Source organism: Syntrophotaleaceae bacterium (genome assembly GCA_041390365.1).
Lineage (GTDB): Bacteria > Desulfobacterota > Desulfuromonadia > Desulfuromonadales > Syntrophotaleaceae > JAWKQB01.
Genome location: JAWKQB010000009.1, coordinates 1 through 20,146, shown reverse-complemented (window position 1 = coordinate 20,146; position 20,146 = coordinate 1). Strand labels below are relative to the sequence as shown.

General features: G+C 55.2%; 24 protein-coding genes. All 24 read right to left on the bottom strand.

The annotated features are described in order from the left end of the window. Positions 1-8: 8 nt before the first annotated feature. The gene (locus tag R2940_18665; protein ID MEZ4601819.1) at positions 9-242 is read right to left on the bottom strand and encodes a DUF2188 domain-containing protein; all 234 of its coding nucleotides are present in this window, start codon (positions 240-242) and stop codon (positions 9-11) included. 2 nt (positions 243-244) lie between these two features. Further along, on the bottom strand, positions 245-1,471 hold the full coding sequence (locus R2940_18660) for a restriction endonuclease subunit S (GenBank protein ID MEZ4601818.1): 1,227 nt from the start codon (positions 1,469-1,471) through the stop codon (positions 245-247). Next, positions 1,468-3,036: a type I restriction-modification system subunit M gene (locus R2940_18655; protein MEZ4601817.1), complete on the bottom strand. Its 1,569-nt coding sequence runs from the start codon at positions 3,034-3,036 to the stop codon at positions 1,468-1,470. The genes R2940_18660 and R2940_18655 overlap by 4 nt, the downstream gene beginning before the upstream one ends. 3 nt (positions 3,037-3,039) lie before the next feature. Further along, on the bottom strand, positions 3,040-3,618 hold the full coding sequence (locus R2940_18650) for a restriction endonuclease subunit S (protein ID MEZ4601816.1): 579 nt from the start codon (positions 3,616-3,618) through the stop codon (positions 3,040-3,042). A gap of 100 nt (positions 3,619-3,718) precedes the next feature. After that, a complete protein-coding gene (locus R2940_18645) occupies positions 3,719-4,204 on the bottom strand; it encodes a gamma-glutamylcyclotransferase (protein ID MEZ4601815.1) in 486 nt (161 codons plus the stop codon). After that, the gene (locus R2940_18640) at positions 4,201-4,998 is read right to left on the bottom strand and encodes a glucosamine 6-phosphate synthetase (GenBank protein ID MEZ4601814.1); all 798 of its coding nucleotides are present in this window, start codon (positions 4,996-4,998) and stop codon (positions 4,201-4,203) included. The genes R2940_18645 and R2940_18640 overlap by 4 nt, the downstream gene beginning before the upstream one ends. Beyond that, positions 4,983-5,324, bottom strand: a complete 342-nt coding sequence (locus R2940_18635) for a hypothetical protein (protein ID MEZ4601813.1) — start codon at positions 5,322-5,324, stop codon at positions 4,983-4,985. The genes R2940_18640 and R2940_18635 overlap by 16 nt, the downstream gene beginning before the upstream one ends. Next, positions 5,321-6,283 carry an amidoligase family protein gene (locus R2940_18630; GenBank protein ID MEZ4601812.1) on the bottom strand — a complete coding sequence of 321 codons (963 nt, stop codon included), beginning with the start codon at positions 6,281-6,283 and terminating at the stop codon, positions 5,321-5,323. Before R2940_18630 ends, R2940_18635 begins: the two co-directional genes overlap by 4 nt. Before the next feature lie 246 nt (positions 6,284-6,529). After that, on the bottom strand, positions 6,530-6,787 hold the full coding sequence (locus R2940_18625; protein MEZ4601811.1) for a VrlD: 258 nt from the start codon (positions 6,785-6,787) through the stop codon (positions 6,530-6,532). Between the two features lie 13 nt (positions 6,788-6,800). Beyond that, entirely contained in the window at positions 6,801-10,361 is a 3,561-nt protein-coding gene (locus R2940_18620; GenBank protein ID MEZ4601810.1) for a DUF4815 domain-containing protein, read from the bottom strand. A gap of 15 nt (positions 10,362-10,376) precedes the next feature. Next, positions 10,377-10,910 (bottom strand): hypothetical protein, encoded by a 534-nt coding sequence (locus R2940_18615; GenBank protein ID MEZ4601809.1) that lies wholly within the window; start codon positions 10,908-10,910, stop codon positions 10,377-10,379. A 10-nt stretch (positions 10,911-10,920) separates the two neighbouring features. Beyond that, complete coding sequence (locus R2940_18610; protein ID MEZ4601808.1) at positions 10,921-11,382, bottom strand: hypothetical protein; 462 nt, start codon at positions 11,380-11,382, stop codon at positions 10,921-10,923. Beyond that, a complete protein-coding gene (locus R2940_18605) occupies positions 11,369-11,500 on the bottom strand; it encodes a hypothetical protein (protein MEZ4601807.1) in 132 nt (43 codons plus the stop codon). Before R2940_18605 ends, R2940_18610 begins: the two co-directional genes overlap by 14 nt. Positions 11,501-11,505: 5 nt before the next feature. Then, positions 11,506-12,495 (bottom strand): hypothetical protein, encoded by a 990-nt coding sequence (locus tag R2940_18600; GenBank protein ID MEZ4601806.1) that lies wholly within the window; start codon positions 12,493-12,495, stop codon positions 11,506-11,508. 10 nt (positions 12,496-12,505) lie between these two features. After that, positions 12,506-13,099 (bottom strand): hypothetical protein, encoded by a 594-nt coding sequence (locus R2940_18595; GenBank protein MEZ4601805.1) that lies wholly within the window; start codon positions 13,097-13,099, stop codon positions 12,506-12,508. A 9-nt stretch (positions 13,100-13,108) separates the two neighbouring features. Next, complete coding sequence (locus R2940_18590) at positions 13,109-14,683, bottom strand: phage tail protein (GenBank protein MEZ4601804.1); 1,575 nt, start codon at positions 14,681-14,683, stop codon at positions 13,109-13,111. Next, positions 14,683-16,092 (bottom strand): baseplate J/gp47 family protein, encoded by a 1,410-nt coding sequence (locus R2940_18585; protein MEZ4601803.1) that lies wholly within the window; start codon positions 16,090-16,092, stop codon positions 14,683-14,685. Before R2940_18585 ends, R2940_18590 begins: the two co-directional genes overlap by 1 nt. 93 nt (positions 16,093-16,185) lie before the next feature. Then, positions 16,186-16,599 (bottom strand): GPW/gp25 family protein, encoded by a 414-nt coding sequence (locus tag R2940_18580; protein ID MEZ4601802.1) that lies wholly within the window; start codon positions 16,597-16,599, stop codon positions 16,186-16,188. Next, complete coding sequence (locus tag R2940_18575) at positions 16,596-17,486, bottom strand: hypothetical protein (GenBank protein MEZ4601801.1); 891 nt, start codon at positions 17,484-17,486, stop codon at positions 16,596-16,598. Before R2940_18575 ends, R2940_18580 begins: the two co-directional genes overlap by 4 nt. Before the next feature lie 10 nt (positions 17,487-17,496). Further along, complete coding sequence (locus R2940_18570; GenBank protein MEZ4601800.1) at positions 17,497-18,513, bottom strand: hypothetical protein; 1,017 nt, start codon at positions 18,511-18,513, stop codon at positions 17,497-17,499. Continuing rightward, a complete protein-coding gene (locus R2940_18565; GenBank protein MEZ4601799.1) occupies positions 18,510-18,815 on the bottom strand; it encodes a hypothetical protein in 306 nt (101 codons plus the stop codon). The genes R2940_18570 and R2940_18565 overlap by 4 nt, the downstream gene beginning before the upstream one ends. Before the next feature lie 10 nt (positions 18,816-18,825). Further along, complete coding sequence (locus R2940_18560; protein MEZ4601798.1) at positions 18,826-19,092, bottom strand: PAAR domain-containing protein; 267 nt, start codon at positions 19,090-19,092, stop codon at positions 18,826-18,828. Next, a complete protein-coding gene (locus R2940_18555) occupies positions 19,089-19,457 on the bottom strand; it encodes a hypothetical protein (protein ID MEZ4601797.1) in 369 nt (122 codons plus the stop codon). Before R2940_18555 ends, R2940_18560 begins: the two co-directional genes overlap by 4 nt. A gap of 11 nt (positions 19,458-19,468) precedes the next feature. Further along, positions 19,469-20,146 (bottom strand): baseplate assembly protein V (locus tag R2940_18550; protein ID MEZ4601796.1); only part of this gene is annotated, 678 nt, incomplete at its 5' end.

The window sequence follows — 20,146 nt, the reverse complement described above, 5'->3', positions numbered from 1 at the left end:
CACACTCCTTATTTCTTATCCTTAGGAGGGCACGGGTCGTTTCCGTAGCTGTTGCCAGCACGGATCTTTCCGTCCACACCATGAATTTTGGTGTCCGACTTCTGGTTTCTGGCGATGTTCTCCGCCTTATCAATGGCCTGCGCCTGGGTGCGGGTAACCTTGGTCGCCTTGCTGTTTCCTTCGCCTTTAACCGCCCAGCCATCGGGATGTTTTACAACGTGCTGGTTTTTACCTTTAGCCATGATTACGCCTCCATGTATTGGTTAACGATTTCCGGTTTTACCCGCCATTCGCCGGTGAGCATCTTTTGCATCAGCCCGCGTTTCTGGGTTTTGTATTTTTCTGCGAGCTGTTTCAGCAGGTCGATTTCCTGTTGTGATGCAGTCAGGGCTTCGGCAATGGATTCTTGCTTTTCAATGGATGGGCAGGGAACCATTATCTTGAAGAACTCCTTTTTGTTCAGATTAAGAAGCCCATCCGATCGGGCACCGCTTGTGATGTATCGCTTCAGTTCACGGGCGTGATAATCGGCAATGAAATAGTGTTCGAAGAACTCAGGAACAACATTCTTTGCTTTCGGCTTAAAGCTGATAAATACGTTGGGAACGCAAATCTCCCCGTCCTTAAGCAGATACACACACCCTTGTTGGTACCGCTTTGAATTTCCCTTGTTATAAGAGAACTCACCAGCTTTAAGGTGTGTGTAATTCTTATGCTGAGAACCGGATATATCTTTGCCCCATTTTTCGCGCTGAGACACAAATCCAATCCCGGCAGAGATGCTGTAGGGCGTTAGCTCTTTTTCGCCAACCTTGCGTGTTACTTCGGAAAAGAGCTCACCCAAGTGAACCATTGACCAGCCATTTGCATCAATGGCCTCTTTCCCCATTATTCTTTGAATCTGGCCCTTTAAGTTGGCTTCCTTCGCCTGAATCAACCGCTCGGTTTTCTCGATAGCCTCATCCCAGGTGGCCAGCAGATCGGCAATGGCTTTTTGCTCGGGAAGCGGGGGGAGAGTGACCTTATGATTCCCGATAAGATTTTTACTAAGGTTTGGTTGTGCAGCACCTTGAACCTTTTTCATTAGTCGCACAGCTTCATACTCCATCACCCAAAACAGAAAGTCGGAGCACAAATTAGAGTCCACCGGATTCATAGCCAGCACTGCTTGATTCGTGGCAGCAAGAACCTTCAGTACAGCCACCTTTCCCGCAGTTGCTCCATACATTGCAACCAAGATAGAATTGGGATTCACCAACTTTGCAGAAGACTCTCTGATTGCGGATTCAGAAATTTTTTCTTCGGTATCATAAATAAACCTATTGTTAACCTCGCCAGACTTTACCCATGGAATGGTGCCTTCGTAGAATTCAGATTTAGAGCGACTAGGCGTACCTCCCGAAAAGCACTCTGTAAATGAAGACAAAGAGCCTTTTACCCAGCCATCTGGAACTTGAACTGCTTTACTCATCGCTGAATCTCCTTGAGCTTCTCGGCCATTTTTACCCGCACCGCTGCCAGCTCTTTTTCCAGATCGTCAATTTCCACCTGCACCGCGTCGATGTCGATTTCCTCTTCCTCTTCAAAGGTGTCCACATAGCGGGGGATATTGAGGTTGAAGTCGTTTTCCTTGATCTCGGCGAACTCGGCCACATGGGCGTACTTTTCCTCTTCAGCCCGAGCGGCGTAGGTTGCCATGATCTTACCGATATGCGCTTCCGAGAGGGTGTTCATGTTTTTCCCAGAGACGAACTCGCGGCTGGCATCGACAAAGAAGACGTTTTTGCATTCTTCCCGAACGCCGCCTTTTTCACGGGAGCGGTCAAAGACCAGAATTGCCACCGGAATGTTGGTGGTCGGGAACAGGTTGCCCGGCAGGCCGATCACGGCATCCAGCAGGTTTTCCTCGATCATTTTCTGACGAATACGGCCTTCGGCTGCGCCCCGGAACAACACGCCATGCGGCACAACAACAGCAACCCGGCCCTGCTTTTCAAGAGCGGTTTCCACCATGTGGCTGATAAAGGCCCAGTCGCCTTTACTCTTGGGCGGTACCCCGCGCCAGAAGCGGTTGTACTGATCGCTCTCGGCATTTTCGGCACCCCATTTATCCAGCGAGAACGGCGGATTAGCCACCACGCAGTTGAATTTCATCAGCCGGTCATTTTCCACCAGCAGCGGACTGTTCAGGGTGTCGCACCATTCCACCCGGGCACTGTCAAAGCTGTGAAGGAACATGTTCATGCGGCAGAGCGCCCAAGTGCTGCCGTTGGACTCCTGTCCGAAGAGGGCAAAGTTGCGGTCGCCCACCTCTTTGGCTGCCTGAATCAAAAGTCCGCCTGATCCGCAGGCCGGGTCACAGATACGATCTCCCGGTTTGGGACCTGCCAGCTTGGCCACCAGTTCGGTCACCTTCAGCGGGGTAAAGAACTCTCCAGCCTTCTTTCCGGAATCGGAGGCAAAGCGCTCAATCAGGTAGATGTAGGTATTACCGATCACATCCTCGGACACGAGGCTGGGCTTCATATTGAGCTGCGGCTTGTGGAAATCCTCCAGCAGTTGTTTCAGGCGACGATTGCGGTCCTTGGTTTTGCCGAGGTTGGCCTCGCTGTTGAAGTCGATATTACGGAACACCCCTTCGAGTTTGCTCTTGTTGCTCTCTTCAATATGGTCGAGCACGATGTTGATCAGCTCGCCGATGTTGGCAGCGGACCGGCGTTCATAGAGGCTGTAATAGGTGGCGGGGAATTCATCCAGAACCGTTTCTTCGCCGGTTTCGTCATTCTTTTCGGTGAGTTTCACCACCGGAAGAACAAAACGCTCACGCTCCAGCTTGCGGCGGATACGAACATCGTCATCGCCATACTGCTTCTGATACTCTTCGTAGTGGTCCTGCCATACATCAGAGATGTATTTCAAAAATAGCATCACGAGGATGTAGTCTTTGTACTGCGCCGGATCAACAACGCCCCGGAAGGTGTCACACGCCGCCCATGCCGCGTTGTTGATGTCTTTCTGATCAATCTTACTGCTCATGTTTTATTCTCCTTTTGCAAACTGCATTAGTACTGTTGAAATGTATTGTTCCCGCTTGTCGGCCAGCGTATGAAGCAGGGTTTGTTCACGAGCAGACAGCGTGGCCAGCTCTACGATATTTTTCTGTTTTTCCAGACTTGGCAGCGCCACCTCCAGATCTTCAATAGCCTGCTTACTGATCATTTTCTGAACCGTCCCTTTGGCCCGGCTGGTCAAAAAAATCTGCGCATCCCGCTGACTGATGTACCAGTTCAGATACTCGGGCAAAATCTTGTCCGGCTTGGTCACCCTTATCCTTAATAAAGGAGCGGCGACAACGGCCTTGCCCGGATCTTCGAGAAGAACCGCTGCCGTGGTTAGAGACCCGCGAGACCTGAATACCAGATCGCCTCTTTGCGCAAGATGGTGGTCTTTCATGGCTTCCATATTGATTCTGACCAAACCATCACAGCCGACCGTATTGTCATCCAGAAGATCCTTCATCTGAATAACTGCAACTCCGCCACCTTCAGAGGCTTCGAGACGGGACCGGAACGAGTATCCCATCTGCACGGTTGCCAGCTTTTTTATTTTCATCTTCATTTATTCACCTTACAATATGCTGTAATGCTATTTCTGTATAATATACGAATATGCGAGATGTTTGTCAACCCCATTTTGCAAAAACACTATTTCTGCACTTTCACCTCCACTTGCCGGAGGTGATCCGCTCCGCATCATGACCGGGGTTGTAGTGGTACAGCCAAACAGGCCGGATCAAATCGTTGACCTCCACCGCCACCAGAACCCGCGTATAAACACAGCGGCCATTCGGGTCGAATGCCTCCAGCCGATCGATAGGTGGCAGATCGAAGCCGGGATTGGCGAAGGTCATCAGCTCCCCATGGACCAGATCCCAGTCGCCTTCCGGGCGGGTCATTCCATTTTCAGGCAGCTCAATCGCGCTCTGTGTTCGGGTATCGGCCAGCGGATCGGTGGTGCCGGTGGCCAGTATGCTGCTCTCCGGGACTTCCAAGGCCGGGAACCCGGCGGGCAGCTGGTAAAGTCTGCCCCAAGTGGTGGCGGGTTCAATACTGATGGCCCGGGTGCAGAACCGGTCAAAGTTCCAGAATCCCTTTTTCAGGGTTCCGTAGACAAAAAGCTGGAGGTGGTTGTCGTTATTTTTCATGCTTTCACTCCTTCGGGTAAGGTTCCTTTACGTTCCTGACAGACAAATCTGAAGGGATGGCTCTGCCACTCTTTGAGGGTTTCATGGCGGAAGGTCAGCATGGTGAGCGGCGGAATTTCCAGTTCGCGCCAGCCACGCAGGTCATCCAGAGCGGCTTCAATGTATTCCGGTTCGGAGGCGTAGAGCACCGCCCGGTGTTTGCGGCTGTAACGCAGCGACAGCGGCTTGTTCCCCTTGATGACGGTAATGGCCCCGGGATCGAGTCGTGAGGCCAACACGGCGCTCATTTGGCCGCGACACAGGCGCAGGGCTTTGCGGAAGCCTCGGCCGTCGATGGTTCCGTCGGGTGCAAAGCGGTCGGCCAGCCGGAAAAGCAGCTCACTGTCCACTTCGGCATAGCGCGGCAGGCCGAGCCTGCGGAACAGGTAATCGGCGTTGTAGATGGTGCCGTTATGGGTGCCGATGATGATGCCGGAGCGGATCGGATGGTTGTTGCGGCTGTTGTCTTCGCTGCCCCGGGTCCGCCAGCGAGTATGCCCCATCAGGATGGTGGTCTGGTTGTCCACCTCGGCCATCAGCTCGTGAAAGGTGGATTCCCTGACCAGCCGGTGTGCCCGGATGGGACGCTTGAAAAGCCGGAAGTCCCCGTCGGTCCTGAGCCATGCCATTCCACTGGCGTGGGGACCGCGCTCCTCACTGCAGAGCAGCATGCGGATAAAGACCTTGTTCAGGTATTCCCGCTCGGCAATGCGCCGTCGCTTTTGACCGAAGATGATGCCTACTTGTCCGCACATAGATCATCCTCCTTGTCAAAGGTGTCCTCCGGCGGCAGGTCGATGAAGGCGTCATCCGGCAGGAACTCCACCAGCCCATGCTTTCCCAGCAGGGTCAGGAATTCGGCTGCGGCCGCTTCCTGATCTTCAGGCAGCTGGAGTTTTCGGTCCGGCTCGATGCGGCCAAGCACACCGAGCATATAATCACGGGCGGTCGCTTCGATGGTGAATGGCGTCTGGCCCTTCATGATCTCCACCAGCTCCGCGCAGTTTTTTCCTTCCAGAGCGATGCCGTCTGCCTCCAACGGTTCACCGTCCAGTGTCGTCGAGTGGATCAGTATCTTCATGATTCACCTCCTAAAACAGAAAGGCCGGGATTAGACCCGGCCTCTGTGGTTTGAATGGTGGTTTCGGTTTCATCCGGTTTGGGACGACCTTTCTTGAAGGCCGCATCACCGGGCATGTTTTTCATCAGATGTAATCGGGCGGTTTTGAACTCATCCCCGATCAGGCCGAGGTGGAGCAGGAAGACCCGGAAGTCGTACTTGGCGCTTTGGGGATCGAAGTCCCGCTTGCGGCTGGATGCAGCCCTGCCGTTAAGCGCCTTGGCGGCGATGCCCAAGCAGAACTGCAGGTAGGCTTTGATCTTTCCTGCATGCAGGGTCGCCTCGAACCAGCGGAACTCCACCGTGCCCCGGTACCAGACGTTGTGCAGGTTGACTCCGTGGTAGCGGGTGTTGTCGTAGTGCTGGGGCTGGTTGTTGTGGTAGCCGTACCAGATGCGGTTCAGCTGGGCCTTGGTCTTGGGACGCTGCCGTTCGATATTCCGGATCAGCTCATCACTGACCGGTCGGGTGTAACGGCGCAGGCGGTCGCTGTTGATCCCGAGGGCATGGAGGATCAGCGGTTCCTGTTTGTACACCACCTTGGCAAGGTTACCCAGCTTGCGCCCGTCAAAGGGCTCGGCATCGATATGAATGTGGATGCCGCATTGGCTGTTGATTTTTCCACCGGCCTTGCGGATGGCCCGAACCACCTCCTGCAGCTGCTCGAGGTCGTCATAGGTCAGCACCGGACTCACCAGCTCCGCCCGCAGGTGGGATGGCACATTGGTCAGGGATGCGTCGTTGACCACCTTCCATTTTCGGCCCCGCAGGTCTTCCACTTCCCAAGGATCGTAGCAGGACGGTGCGCCGATATGCCTGACATGGCCGCCGACCACCGAGTGGATTGCCCAGGCTATCTGTTCCCGGGTGCGTTTTACGGTCTCGATCTCGATTCCGTATCTGAGTTCTCTTAAATCCATTCACAGTCTCCGTTTTACGGTTTCTAACTTGTTGCCGGGCTTGTATTTAAGCCTTCAGCTTACATGTGAATGAATGCTTTAATTCCGTCAGAAAGCAAGTAGAAGAACAGAAAGAAACGACATTTAACACCTTTATTTTCAACATGTTACGAGTTTGGCGGCATTCGGGCGAGCACATTAAAAGAAACGCCCCGGAAGCGTGCGGGCGTTCCGGGGCGTTGGCTGTTTTTCACGGATGGGATGGGCTCAGGTATCCGGGCTGCTACCGCTAATCAAGCTGGTGTGAATCTCCTTATTCAGGGATTCATCCTGCTTCATTTTATCCAGAAAGATGGTGCAGGCTTCGGCCTCATCAAGCGGCAATCCGAGTTCCTCCTCCAACCGGCTCAACCTGTGGTGCAGGTTTTCGATCAGATTGAAGGAGTGATCCCGGACCAGTCCTTCCCGTTTTTCCTGTGGAGACGGGATGTATTCGGTCATCCCGCCACGGCGTTTAACGATCATAACGGGGCCTCCATCAGCTCAGGGTTGCACCGAGGGTGTGAATCCTCGGATAGGTCAATACGGTTCCGGTCAGCTCAGCCTTGTAGCGCACCTTGTTACCCTGCGGATCGCTGAAGGTCCGGACCAGCGTGTATTCGGTCCAGTCTTCGTCGATGGGCCGGGTATCGTCGATGGTCATGGCTTCCCATGTTTCTCCGCCGTCATTGGTGGCGAACCACTGAACACTGGTGCCGCTGGGGATATCCATCTGGGTGTAGACCTTGGTGGATTCCACACCCTGTGTCAGCTCGTTCTCACGGGTCAGATAGGTTCCTGCGGTGTTGTTGAGGTAGCCGATCAGATTGACATCCCGGAAGTTGAGCGCCGGAGTGTCGTTACCCATGCCGGTACTGTAGCGAACCCGGACCAAAACGCCATTGGCCAGATTGGGCAGACGCTCTTCCTCGGCCGGAACGACCGCATCCCACGTCGAACCACCGTCGGTGGAGTATTCCCAGATAAGGTGGGTACCTTCCGGGATAGCCGAATATTCATCGATGTTCAGATCGGAGAACTGTACACCGCTTACCGGCTGGAACTGGACCGTGCCTTCGTTCTCGAACTCATAGCCATAAAGTTTCATGGTGAGGTCGGAGCCGTTGAGCGGAGTCCAGGTCTCGGCATTGGAGCTTTCCAGAAGCACACCTTCGGCATAGGTCTGGCGGGTGATAATGCCCTGACGACCGGTCTTGCCGAGAGTGGCGGTGCGCACCTTGTAGTTGGTACTGTTGGTCAGCAGGACCACCGCATAGCTGGTATTGGCTTCGGCGTAAAAGGGATCATCGAAGCTGATCTTGGTTTCACCGCCGAGATTGATTTCCGACGGCGCAATCACCTTTTCGGCAAAGATGGTGTCGTTGGGCAGTCCGGTGGTAACCCCTCGAATCTGAACCGTTACCGGAATGGAGGCATCCCGCTCGGTGAACTGAATACCCACAGCCGACAGAACCCGGTTTTCCGTGAAGCTGAAGGTCTGAGCCAACGGATCACGGCGCACGAAGATGGTACGGGTTCTCCAGACGGTACGCACCACCGGCACACGAACGATGCGGGTGATGATGTTGGTCTGGATAAATCGCTGGATACGGGTGATCACCAGAGGATCATTGATCTGCAGGCTGGCCCGGGCGGTGTACTGCCCATCCGCCATTTCCACGATACGGTTGCCGTTGCGGGCTTCCGTCGGCACCGTGAATGAGGCGGTCACACGTCCGGCATCATCGCTGACCAGATTGCTGGCCATGACCCGGCCGTCACAACGCAGGACAATCCCGGAGCGATCCGGCGTGAAGTTGATGCCTGTTACCGCAATGCCGGTCTGGCCACGGCGGCCGATATTGGGTGTGACCTGCAGCATGGCAGGCGGTTTTTCAAAGACCGCATACGGGTTGATGTTGCGTTCCTCGGACCAGTCATTCTGTTCGAGCACCACCTGTTCCGATCCCGGCAACAACGCCAGACTGCCGAAGAAGCTGGCATCACTGCTTCCCGTATCCACCTCGAGCGGTGATGAAATAGCCGAACGATCCGGAGAGGCAAACTTGCCCAGCTCGTTTACCCGGGCATCCCATTCGGCGTGATAGATATCCGACTGGGCTGTGTTGGAGAAATCATCCGAATAGATGCCTTTCTTGGACTGGGCGTCGCGGTTCTGCAGCTCATTGTTCATCTGATACTGGGCATCGTTGTATTTCAGGTCCTCCACATCTTTGATGATGTCGTGGATCTGATCCATGGTGATGCGGGTGAGCCCGAAATTGCGGATGGTCATATCGGTGGAGTTGGGCGGGCAGTCAATGCTGCACAGACCCAAGGTATCCTCCGGAACGATCGGCAGCTTGGGAAAGTCCGCCGGAGCACCTTCGAGTCGTTTGATCTCCCGGGTGGTGGCGTAGATGATGTCCTTGCGGCCGAGAAAATAATCATAATCGATGCTGCAGTTAGAGCCGTTGACCGGTTCATCGCCAAGTGCTCCGCGACCGAAGTTGACCACGTTGAGATTGCCGAGTTCGATCTGGGTCGTGGACATGGAAACCGCAGCCGAACTGCTGGCCGGAGGATTGGATGCCACGGGTTCGTCCACCGCATCATCGATATAGGAGATGGCTTCGCTGCCCAGCTCCTTGATGCGCTGGAAGTCGGTTCTGGAGCCGTTGGTCGTAGCCCGGTAAACCCGATAGCCGTTGGCACCGTTGACCGGCAGCCATGAAAGACGGTTCATCTCTCCGGCCAGAGTCATTCTTGAAAGTACGCTGCCTGAGTTGAAGGCGGTTTCACCCGATCCGTCGAAAGCGGTCACCACATAATGATAGGTTCCGGCTGTCGGATGGGCGGTAATACCGAACCAGCCGCCGTCCACATAATCCTCGCCTTTGATCATCTGCTTGGTGTAGGTCCAGCGCACGGTATAGGTGGTACCGATAGCCGGTTCATTGCCGGAGCCGATCCAGTCCACATGGTTGCCGGACTGCTGCCAGTCGATGCCTTCCTGAAAAATGGTGGCACCCTGACTAACTTCCAGAATATCCACGACCGGATTGGGGTCGAGTAGATCCTCACCGCCGCCGACCGAGCCTCGGGTCACATTGGCGGTCATCTCCACAATGGCTTCCACCTGCGTGGTCTCTTTGAGCGGCGTGGAGTTGACCGGGTAACGGCGCTGGCTGATGTTGTAGGTCTTCTGTTCACCACGCACCGACTTGATGGCCACCGACTTGGGAACCAGCGTGGAGGTGGGCAGATCCCGCTGATGACGGAAGCCCTGAATATAGGCCCGGCCCGCGTTGGTGATTACCTCGACATCGGTATCATCCACTGAGCCGATAAAGCTGTCGAATCCGCTGACCAGATAGCTGCCCGCCTGATCGAAGGTCCGCTCGGCAAGGTTCTGCAGCAGCGAATTGAGTCCTTCGGCAGCGGCAAAGGAGAGCTGGTCTTCGGTAATGGAAGAAACCGTAATCCGGCTGCCGGGAAGCGTGCCCAGCAGGTCGCGCAGATACAGATTGGATTTTTCCTGCACCGTCGCCGTGACATCGCCGGTCTCCCGGTCGAATTTGTAAATGGGCACCACCTTGCGCTCGGTCACGTTATTGGGAAGCGTCAGGCCGGTGGTGTCGGTGGTCTTCAGGGCCAGCACCCATTTCTCGCGCTCGGCGGTTGGCTCGCCCGTGGCCGGGTTGATCAGCGACGGGTCTTGCGTGTAGCCGTAATTGTATTTGAGCAGCTCGGAATAGACATAGTCCGCCCCGCTGGTGGTGGCGGGGTCATAGGTCAAGGTGACTCCGGCAACCGCTTCCACATGGCCGTCGATATAGACCATGCCCGACGTCAACGTGAGCACGTTATCCTGTACCGTGACATCGAGGCCGCTCAGAATCGATCCCTCCTTGAAAAGGATATCGGCAATCTTGCGGCGCTCGAGGTTGATCAGTTCCTGCTGTTCGTTCAGCTCCGAATCAAGCAGATCCCGGTCCTGATGATAGCGGATGCGTTTGTAGTTCTTGGCGGGATCGAATGTATCTCTTGAAATACTCATCTCTTTTACCTCCGGTTATATTTTGATGATCCCGACCAGCTCCACGCGGGTATCGGAAATCTTGTTGAAATCTGGAATGTTTTTCACTTCGTACAGGTAGCCCGGGCGCAGCACCTCTCCGACCGGATTGGTGTCCTGATGAAACACTCCGCCCATTGCCAGATCACCGCTCACGCTGGCCACATACTCGACGTCACCGCCGAAAAAGCCGTATTCGCGGATGGTGATGCCGTTGGCTTCGGCCTCATCAAAACGAAAGAAGATGCCGATGGTGTTGGTCTCCTCACCGGTTTCCAGATAGCGGACACCATTGACCACCAGCGCACCTTCAGCGTCCTCTTTGAGGAAGGTCCGTTTGTAGAACCGCTTTCTGGCCCGTTCGTTTTTGAGGGCCGTCTGCTCGATATCCGGCGCAGGCGGATTCTGCGGCTCGGTGAATGTTTCATCTCCATCCCCGATGGCGCAGTGGGTTATGCCTTCCACTGCCTGTCCCATCAGGAGCTTTGCCGTCAATACACGGCCTGATTTGACTATGAGTCCCAATGCCATGGTCTTCTCCTTATGTTTGAATCTCGTGTTCTTCGTTGATAATCACATTGAAAATGGTCAGCCCCGCATCGGCGGAACGGCCAAACTGCTGCTCCAGATGCTGGGCGGTATCGGCAATCAATGCCCGGGAACCGCTGATCGTGAGCGATGTATCCAGCATTGCCTGTCGGGGATGCGTCACCCGAACGGCGGTAAAAGCCAGCTGTTCAAATGCCTGTGGAATGATCAGCCAGGTATCGGATGACCGCTCGATACGGCCCGCCACAATGACCTGATTGTCAGCCACCGTTGAGCGCTGGTTTGAAGCCCTGACAGAGGCATCCGCGTGAATCACAACGGTGCGTCTTTGATCCCGGGGTCCGAACAGGTCGAAATAGGCTCCCTGCACAGGCGGCAGATTGACCTGAAATTCGGGTCTGCGAATGCCCCGGATAACGGCAGGTCGAATGATGGCTCCCTTATGCACGGCCACGGCGAATCCTCCCGGTCATTTTGAAAGCCATTCCCTTGTTGAGATTGGCCAGCGGTTGCGGAACACGCCGACCTTTCACTTGGGTTGTGGTTTTGATTTGTCCTTTAACAACAGCCATGAGCCTTACTCCTTAATCGCACACCAGCCGCCGCCGGAGAGGTTGAATACCCGATAGGAATCCGAGCCGATTTCGACGGTATCCTCGGAGGCCACGTTGGCTCCGCCGGTGGCATAGATTTCGATGAGTTCCCCGCGCAGCTCCTGATAGCTGTCAGCGCCGTTCATGCTGACTATCCATGGGAAAAGAATGGTGGTGTCGTAGCGGCGTTCCGGGTCGGTATCGCTTTGCAGGTTGCCATGGGCAGCACCGCAACGGCCGCGCTGTCCACTGGCAGAAGTCCAGCCGTCGAACTTGTTCACGGCGTAAAAGGTGCTTGGCATGTTGTAGTAACCGGTGATGACCGGCTGCGGGTCCTCGCCGATTTTGGCTCCGGCCGCATAATCGCTGACGAGCGTTTCGATGGTCACGGTATTGGGCGTGGCAACCGAATCGATGGCGGTAATTTTGACCCGCTCGATATTGGCGTCGTCTTTGATGATGTAATGCTGATCGGGTGTGAAGATCGATGCATCGTTGACCTGCGCCACCACGGCACTGCCGTTGACAATCGCTGCTTGAGTGATGGCAACCGCCGAAGACCAGAACCGTTTGATGGAACCGCTGTAATGGCCGTAGTAGGTCGAGACAATCTTGCTGACGATGAATACATGGTCGAGGTCGGCATACAGCCAGTAAATAAAATCGGCGGTGTCCTCAGCCCGAAGATAGGTGTACGAACTGTAGAACGCTTCGCCTGCACCGGTCTGGGTGGTGTTGTCCCAGTATTGGAAGGCGGCCACTTCAAGGCGGCCGGAGCTCTGTCCGATCTGGAAACGCAGATAGATATCTTCCGCACCGGATTCCCCGGTTGATTTGAATACATAGTATGGCCGGGCATCGGCGGACTGGTCGTCATGCAGTGTCCAGCCAACGGTGGTGACCAGAAAATCTTTAATCTTGTTCAGCAGGTCCAATCGGCCGCTGGCGGTTCCCTGAATACTTTGATAAGCCATGATTCACTCCTTATAAAACGGGGTTCTCTGTTCCGGTGAGGCGCAGCTTGATGTCGATCTTGTTCTGAACGGGTGTGCCCGAAAGCACCGTGCAGCGACGCCAGAAAGAGATGGTCTGATTGTGGGCCTTGGCTCCGAGGTTGAGCGGAGCGCTTTGAGTGGCGGTATCGAGTTCGGCCTGCGTGAGCGCGAGCTTGTACCAGACCGATTCATCGGTTTCGAACTCGTCGATCGGGTCCACCACCAGCCCTGTATAGTCGTATCCGGAATAGACCGGCTCATCGGCCGCGTAAGATGCTGCCACGGTGTTGGCCACGGCGCGTCTTACGGTCAGATTTGCAGTTCCGCCGCCGGAAAGGATCTGCATCTGCTCGGTGCCGATCACGATGTATTCCGCATCGGCAAAGCGGGGTTCAGTCAGTTCTATGTCGGTCTGGATGTCATCGATCGGTGCGGCGAGCGTGGTCTGTTCATTGGCCACGAAAATCTTCCGGTCTTTGATTTCTCCATCCGTGCCGTTGTAGTTGTCCGCATCCGGATTGCTGAAGTCGCCTTCCGAAATCTGCTGGGTCAACTGTTCATCGAGGTATAAGTGAATTGCCATAATCTCTCCTTAAACAGGCCATTGGGTTACTTGATATTTGTTCACGGCGCTCTCTGTAGCGGCTTCCTGCGCCTCGCTGAAATCCTGCTGACGGAACAGCCATCGGTAGGACGGCTCGGTGAACCGGAAACCCGCCTGATTGAGTTTCATCCGTCCGATGCGGAGCGGTCGGGTCCGATCCACGGAGAGGCGTAAAGAGGTCGTGTTGAGGGCGCGTTGGTTGAGGCTCAAAGGCACAATCCGTGGGCGTTGGAGAGAACCTGTATCCACATAGACTTCAAGCGATGCCCGTTCTCCGGTGAGGTTCGCATTAGTCAAAGTCCGGTTGTTGAGGACATTCGCGTTGAGCTTGAATACAGGCCCTCTCCGACGCCAGCGGTTGATGAGGTCTGATGCTTCGGTGACCCGGGCTTTGCATCCGGCGGTGGCAACCAGCAGCGCACTGCTGTGTCCACCCTGAATGGCATTGATGACCACATCCCCGTTGAGCGGTGAGCGGCCCAGCTGGAAACATTGCCGATTTCTCGCTTCGATGTTTAAGCCGAAGGTCTGTCTGTTCTGCAGGGCTTCCGAAGCCTCTGCCTGCAGAATTGAAAAGAGGTCTTTCTGCCGGAAGCAGTAAAGGGTTTCCGCATCGGCAAAGGACAGTTTGCGGCGATTGATATGGTCGGCCGAGAGGTTGAAACCGGATTCGACAATATCGGTGAGATAGTCCCGGCCGGTATAAATCGGATTACAGAAGGACAGCCTGTCCTCGCGGATGGAGGTGTTCACCAGCCGTCTTTCGTTGAGCGGCCTGTGATTGAGGCGCATCCTGTTTTGACGGCCATGAAAACGGGAGACCTTGTTGGCGGCCCGGTCGATTTCAGGAACCATCTCCACGGTGCTGGTCAGCTGAAGGTAATCGTATATCCGCTGCTTATTGGTCAGATGGCGGCAGGAGCCGAGACGGCTTCTTCCCAGCACGAAGGTTTCATCGAGAAATGCCAGAACCACACTGCGGACATGGGCGGCGTTCTGAAATTCCAGATCGGACCCGATCTCCAGAAAAGTGGCCAGCCACTGCAGGAAAAACGCACGAGTGCCAGCCGGGTGATGGAAAGACAATGCATCCCGTACACCTTCAGCCAGGTTGAGACTGTGAACCCGATAGACTCCGAGGCTGAACACATTGCCGGGGAGTTTTGCCGAGCTCAATCGGGAGCGGGAGTTCAGACGGAGAGCACTGCGGAAGGTTTCTTCAATCTGGCCATCCCAGCCAATCGATGTAAGACTGCGCCCGATGGCCGGGATGGTTCCTTTGCGCCGGTATATTTCGACCGCCTCACGAATCAGACGACGCTGGTTTTCCGGCGTGTCTGTGCCGTCATAGCGGTGACCCACCAGATATGCGAGCAAGGGAAGAAACCGCTCGTCACAGCGCTCCACATCAAATATGTCGGGGAACCTGTCGATGGCTTCCTTGATCTCGTCGAGCGTGCCTGCCGGGAGTGAAAGCAAGGAGCGAAGATCGCCGCTTTCATCCTTGTGCTCATACAACGGCGGCAGCAGATCGATGAGGTTGTTCTGGAACCAGTCCGCCACTATTCAGCCCTCCGCATATCGAGGTTGACCGAGCCGAGAACCGGTATTTCACCGCGCCCGAGTTCCACGTCCAATTGGGGCGTATAGAGATGAATATGACTGACTCCCCGAACACCATCGATCAGGGCAATGAGATCGGATGAATGGATGGTCTGGCCGAAGTTCACCTGATCGAAGGCGAAGAAATCCGCCAGAGCCGATTCGATCCGGCTGCGCACGTTTTCCAGAGCCTCGCCCGGCCATGCATAGACCTCACAATTGATATGAATGGGCCGGTAGACCGGGTCAAACAGCTTCACCTCGACGGTGATCACCTTGCGACGTTCCAGATAGTCAGCCAGATCACGCTTGAGCAGCCCCGACGGCATGCCGCCGCCATTGGGCGCGATGGCCAGATGGACGTTGTAATAACGGATGTTCTGGCAGTCGTTGGTATCGAGCACCTTGGCCTTGGCGACACCGGGATAGCCCTCGGCAAGCGCCTTGTAGTCCTGAAGGGTTACCGCCTTCCAGAGACTGCGCAGTTCGGCTGGAGCCTGATTACGGGCATGTTGAATGGTCTCCCGGGATGTGCCGCCTGTAGCAGCCACCGGATTGGAGATGGTCAGCGGGATCTGGGCACCGTCGTGATAGACGGCTGAAAGAAGCTGTGTAATACGGCCCGGTCCGATGTTTCCCTTGGCTCCGAGGCTTTCGAGCCAACTCACTGAAATGCCTTTCCCGGCAGCGGGAACCGCTCCGGATTGGCCGTCACCAAAGAGGATTGAGGTAATGTCCAATGCATCCGTGTCGGCCATGAAGTGAAGACTGTCGCCATCGCTTTCCTGAAAATGGCGAACCTCACTCCAGGTATCGTCATCGATAAGAACACGAATGGTCGCCTGTGCTATGGATACACCGCTCAGATGAAACCGCTGCCACGGCTTTCCGGTCGCTTCCAGCTCATCGGATTTACGGATACCCTGACGGGTGTGAATATCGACGGAGAGTTCACCACGGGGAATGAAGGCATCATCCACGGTTTCAAAGTCGGCCTTGCCATCTTCGAGCAGCGCCCGGCATTGAGTTCCAGACGGAATCGGCAGATCAAAATCAAGCGGAGCAGCCAGTGAAAAACGGATGGTGGTCGTGGAAGAGACCGGCGTATCCAGCTGATAGCCGATGAGCTTGCAGAGATTGATTACGTTCTGACGCTGGCGGGCCGTGGGCAGAAATGCCTCGGCGGCCTGCGCGTCCAGATAATAGGCCAGCATGTCACCGACACCACAGAACAGTTCCAGCAGAACCACCCCAAGGTCGGAGTGATTGAAATCTGTCCAGCGGTCTGTCAGCTGCGGCACTTTGGCCAGCAGTTCCTGCCGGATCGATTCATAATCCTTGTTGATGTATTCAATACTTGCGCGGCCCATTGTGCCTCCGGTTCGTTCGACGTTTTTCAAGCGGAGCGATAAACTCCGCACACGCCGATTACTTACCGGAAGCAGTCTGGAAGTGTCGGAGGTCTAAGGAAGTTCCCGGAAGAACGGGTAAACGAGGTTTCCTTCGACCTGAGTCTGGATGACCCGATAGGAAATGATGACGGGCAGTTGGTTGAGATCCTTGTTGCGGGCGGAATCGTCGAAGGACACATCCGTGATGACCACCCGCTTTTCCCAGCGGCGGATCGCATCGATGACATGATGGCGGATGAGCCCTTTGAGCACTTCATCGTTTTGTTCGAACACAAGGTCTTTCAGCTTTGAGCCGAATTCCGGGTTCATGAAACGTTCTCCGGGACGGGTCCCAAGGATCTGAATGATGCTTTCACGGATATGTTCATGTTCCCGGGAGGTCGATGTGGATACTTCGGCTCCGCCAGATATGGACTTAAAGTTCAAAGGGAATTTCAGCCCTGTACCGAGAAAATCGTAGTTCATAGATCACGCTCCTCACATTCAAGGTTGCAGAGTCCCTGACAGCCGGTGGAGCCGCCATTTGTCTCAGTGCCTTCATCCGGAAAGCGGGCAACCAGACTGGTGCCGTTTTTCATGGAGAGATGAATGGTACCGCCGCTTTCGATCAGGCCGCCGTGACCACTTTCTTCACAGGAGAAACCTTTGGCTCCATCGGCCAGAATGCGGACGGTGATGGTTTCAGCGACACCTTCGATGCGGGCAATTCCGAGGATATCGATGCTGCCGGAGGGATTGATGACAGACAGCGTTTTCAACTGCTGGTCGAGCAGCAACCTGTATGGGGCAAGCTCGATGCTGAAACGATGGTCGGTCAATTGATCTACTTGGGCCGAGAGCGGGAGTCCCTCGATTCCGGCCTGTTCCACTGTGGTTTCGATCCATTCAGGCACCAATTCGTAGATACGGCCGGGACTGACTTCAACGGAGGTTGCGGGTCCCGGAGTAACGACATGCGGTTCGCCATCGACAATGACCGAAATGGTGTGATCATCGTTGGTCTTGAGAATCATGCCGTCAGACAGGGTAAACAGGCGATTGCCGTCCGGCAGGTCTTTCACCTGACTTCCTTCGGGTAGAGACACAAAGGGATAGAAATCCGGCGGCGGCTCGGTCGTGACCTGATCCATATAATCCTGTGTGTTCTGAATGTGTGCTTCCAGCACCTCCTGTGCCTGCTGTTTCAATGCTTCCGATGCATTGTGAGAGGCTTCGATTATGGTCTTCATGCCAGCAATTTCGGCTTTGATACCCGCAAGCTGCAGCGCCATGTCTTTGAGAATGAAATGGTTTTCCCCGGAATCGGTCTGTTCGACCACGGCTCCGGCCTGAGGTTCTTCTATGGATATCATGAGCGTTCTCCTAAATTCCTACGTTGCCCGGATTCGACTCAAACTCCATCTGGTTGAGGGCGGTGATCGCTCCGGTGGTTCCGTTGATTTCAAATACATTCCAGACGGTGCCGGGCTGATTGGGCACATTGAAGGTGTATTCCCGGCCGTCGTAATAAAACACTTTCACGGTCGCGCCTGATCCGGCCAGCCCCGTGCTGGTGCTCGAGTTCCGGTTGGTGTAGTCGTGAACACTATATCGATAGGTTCCGGCCACCAGCCGGTGCATGGTGATGGTTTCCGGCCCGTAAGATGAAGTGTCATCCACATCCAGCTCGCCGCAATCCTGCACATAATCCGTCGAGTAGTAGACATGAAAGGTGCCGCCACCCGGGCGTGGACCGCGCAGATGAGAATCGAGATCCCGGGGATTGAGTCCCCACTGCAAAACGATGCGGGCCACCTGTCCGTTGAGTTCCGGAGAGAGCACGATATTCTGACCGGAGCTTCCGGATTCGAGAACGTTCAACAGGCCATGGGCGTCGATATAGTTGGGCGTGCTGGCCTCGTAAACATAGAGTCCTTCGAACAACTCCATTTCATACTGCCCGGAGGCATCGGTGATCTGCTGCGCCACAATCGGACCTTCCTCACTGCGCCGTATGGTTACCAGAACGCCTGCAAGCGGACGGGCATTGAGGGCATCCACGACAGAGCCGACAAGATGTACACTGGTGCCCAGATCGAGCAGGAAGTCGGGATGATTGGCGAACCAAGACGGATCTCGAACCTCGACATTCAAATGGCGCAGGCTTTGTCGGGCATCGGAATCCCATGCCATGATCATGGCGTTGCCAATCTGCATTCCGCTGACCAGAAAGCCCTCATCATCCACATAGGCCACGGCCGGATTGGATGATACAAACTGGGGGTTCAAGCCACTGCCGCGAACAGAGAGTGGGATGCGCTGCTCGAAATAGGATAGCGAGAGCCTGATACTCTGAGGGTAAATCTCCCAATAAGCCGGAATGCCGAGTTGCTCAGTCATGAGGGCATTTCTCCTCCACCCATTGGCGTGCCATACACTTCAACCTGAACATGACGAACACTCAGGCGATCATCCGAGCGCCAGACCATGACAAGGGCAGCGCCGGGCTGCATACCGCAGATCACATTTCCCGCTTCATCCACCTCGGCGACATCACTGTTGGACGATTCAAACACCGGCGATTCAACAGAGCCCCGAATGGACAGCGGGATGGTCTGCGGAAATTCAGAGGTCGAGACGCGTACCAGCTTGGGGAAAACGTCCCAGTATGGATGTGTCGGTATGGTTGATTCTTCCGGCATGCAAGGCTCCTCAGTTGTCTATGGTGTTCGGGCTGCCAGCCACAATCACCGCACCGCAGGCAGTAATGTCGCCGATTCTGGCGTTGGGGCTGCCTTCGGTAATGGTGGTCATACTTCCGGTCACAATGGGGGTAACGCCGTGTCCGGGGATGGGACAGACGTGCAGGTCGCCCATGCGAGCCACCGGAATGCCGTTTACCATGGTTCGAACGGCCGATGTGATGATCACACCGCCGTGGCTGCTGACATCTCCCAGACGTGCCTGTGGTCCGCTCATGGTTTAAGCCTCAAGGTTAGATTGATCAGATAGCCGATCAGCCCGCCGACAGCGGTGCCGATTCCCAGTGTCAGCCCGACAATTTTCCACATAGTCTCCGTACCCACCTTGTTGCTGACCCGGGTGTGAAGCCGGTCAATCTCCTCGGCGTGGCGGTGCAGATCGGAATTGATGCCGCGAACCAGCACCTCGACGTTCTCCTTGTCGGATTTCTTTTCTATTTCCCGTTCGATCTTTTCCAGCCGGTCCTGAATTTCACGGCGGTGGTTTTCCAGAATCCCTCGAAATTCCTTACGCCATGTGTCGAAGGTTCTGGCGAGCATCTCTTCGGATGCAGTCAGCCCGGGTTGATTTGAATCACTCATGCAACTTTTCCTTATGTGTTAATCAATACTTGGTTTGTCGATTTGATGATGATGTTGCCAACGACACCATCCATGAAAATGAGGCTTCCCGCCTTGTCGGTTGCGCTGATGCTTTCCGTTCCCGGTGCCGCGTTCATTCTGACCACCTGTCCGGCTTTGTCGGTCAGGCGGATCTGTTCAGCACCCTTGGTGGAGTCGATCAGAATCTCCTGCGTGCCGTTGAGACCCCAGATGTGGACCTTTTCCCGGCCTTTGGTGGTATCGATCAGAATCTTCTGCCAACGGGAACGGCCTTTGTCGCAGGAGAGGATGTGAATCTTTTCCTTGTCCTGCCATGCCTCCAGCAGCACCTGCTGGCGGCAGAGGTCGGTGAGTTGTACCCGGGCTTTCGATCCGACGATCTGTGAAGCAATATCGAGCTGGTCGCCTTTTTCGGCATCCTTGGTGCCGCGTCTGAGGGCGTTGCCGCTCTGCATTTCCGGTTTGACCTTGGCTTCCATGGTGAGGATCTGACCGGCCCGGTCGATCAGGCGCATCAGTTCATCACCGTCACGGTCATCGGCCAGAATGGTGTGTCCGGTTTCCGTCTTCATCAGCACCCTGAAGCGCGGGCAGTAGTATTCCGGATGGCCGTGGTATTTCTGGTGTTCGAGATTGTCGTGGGGATTGCTCTGGTGCTCCAGCTTGTC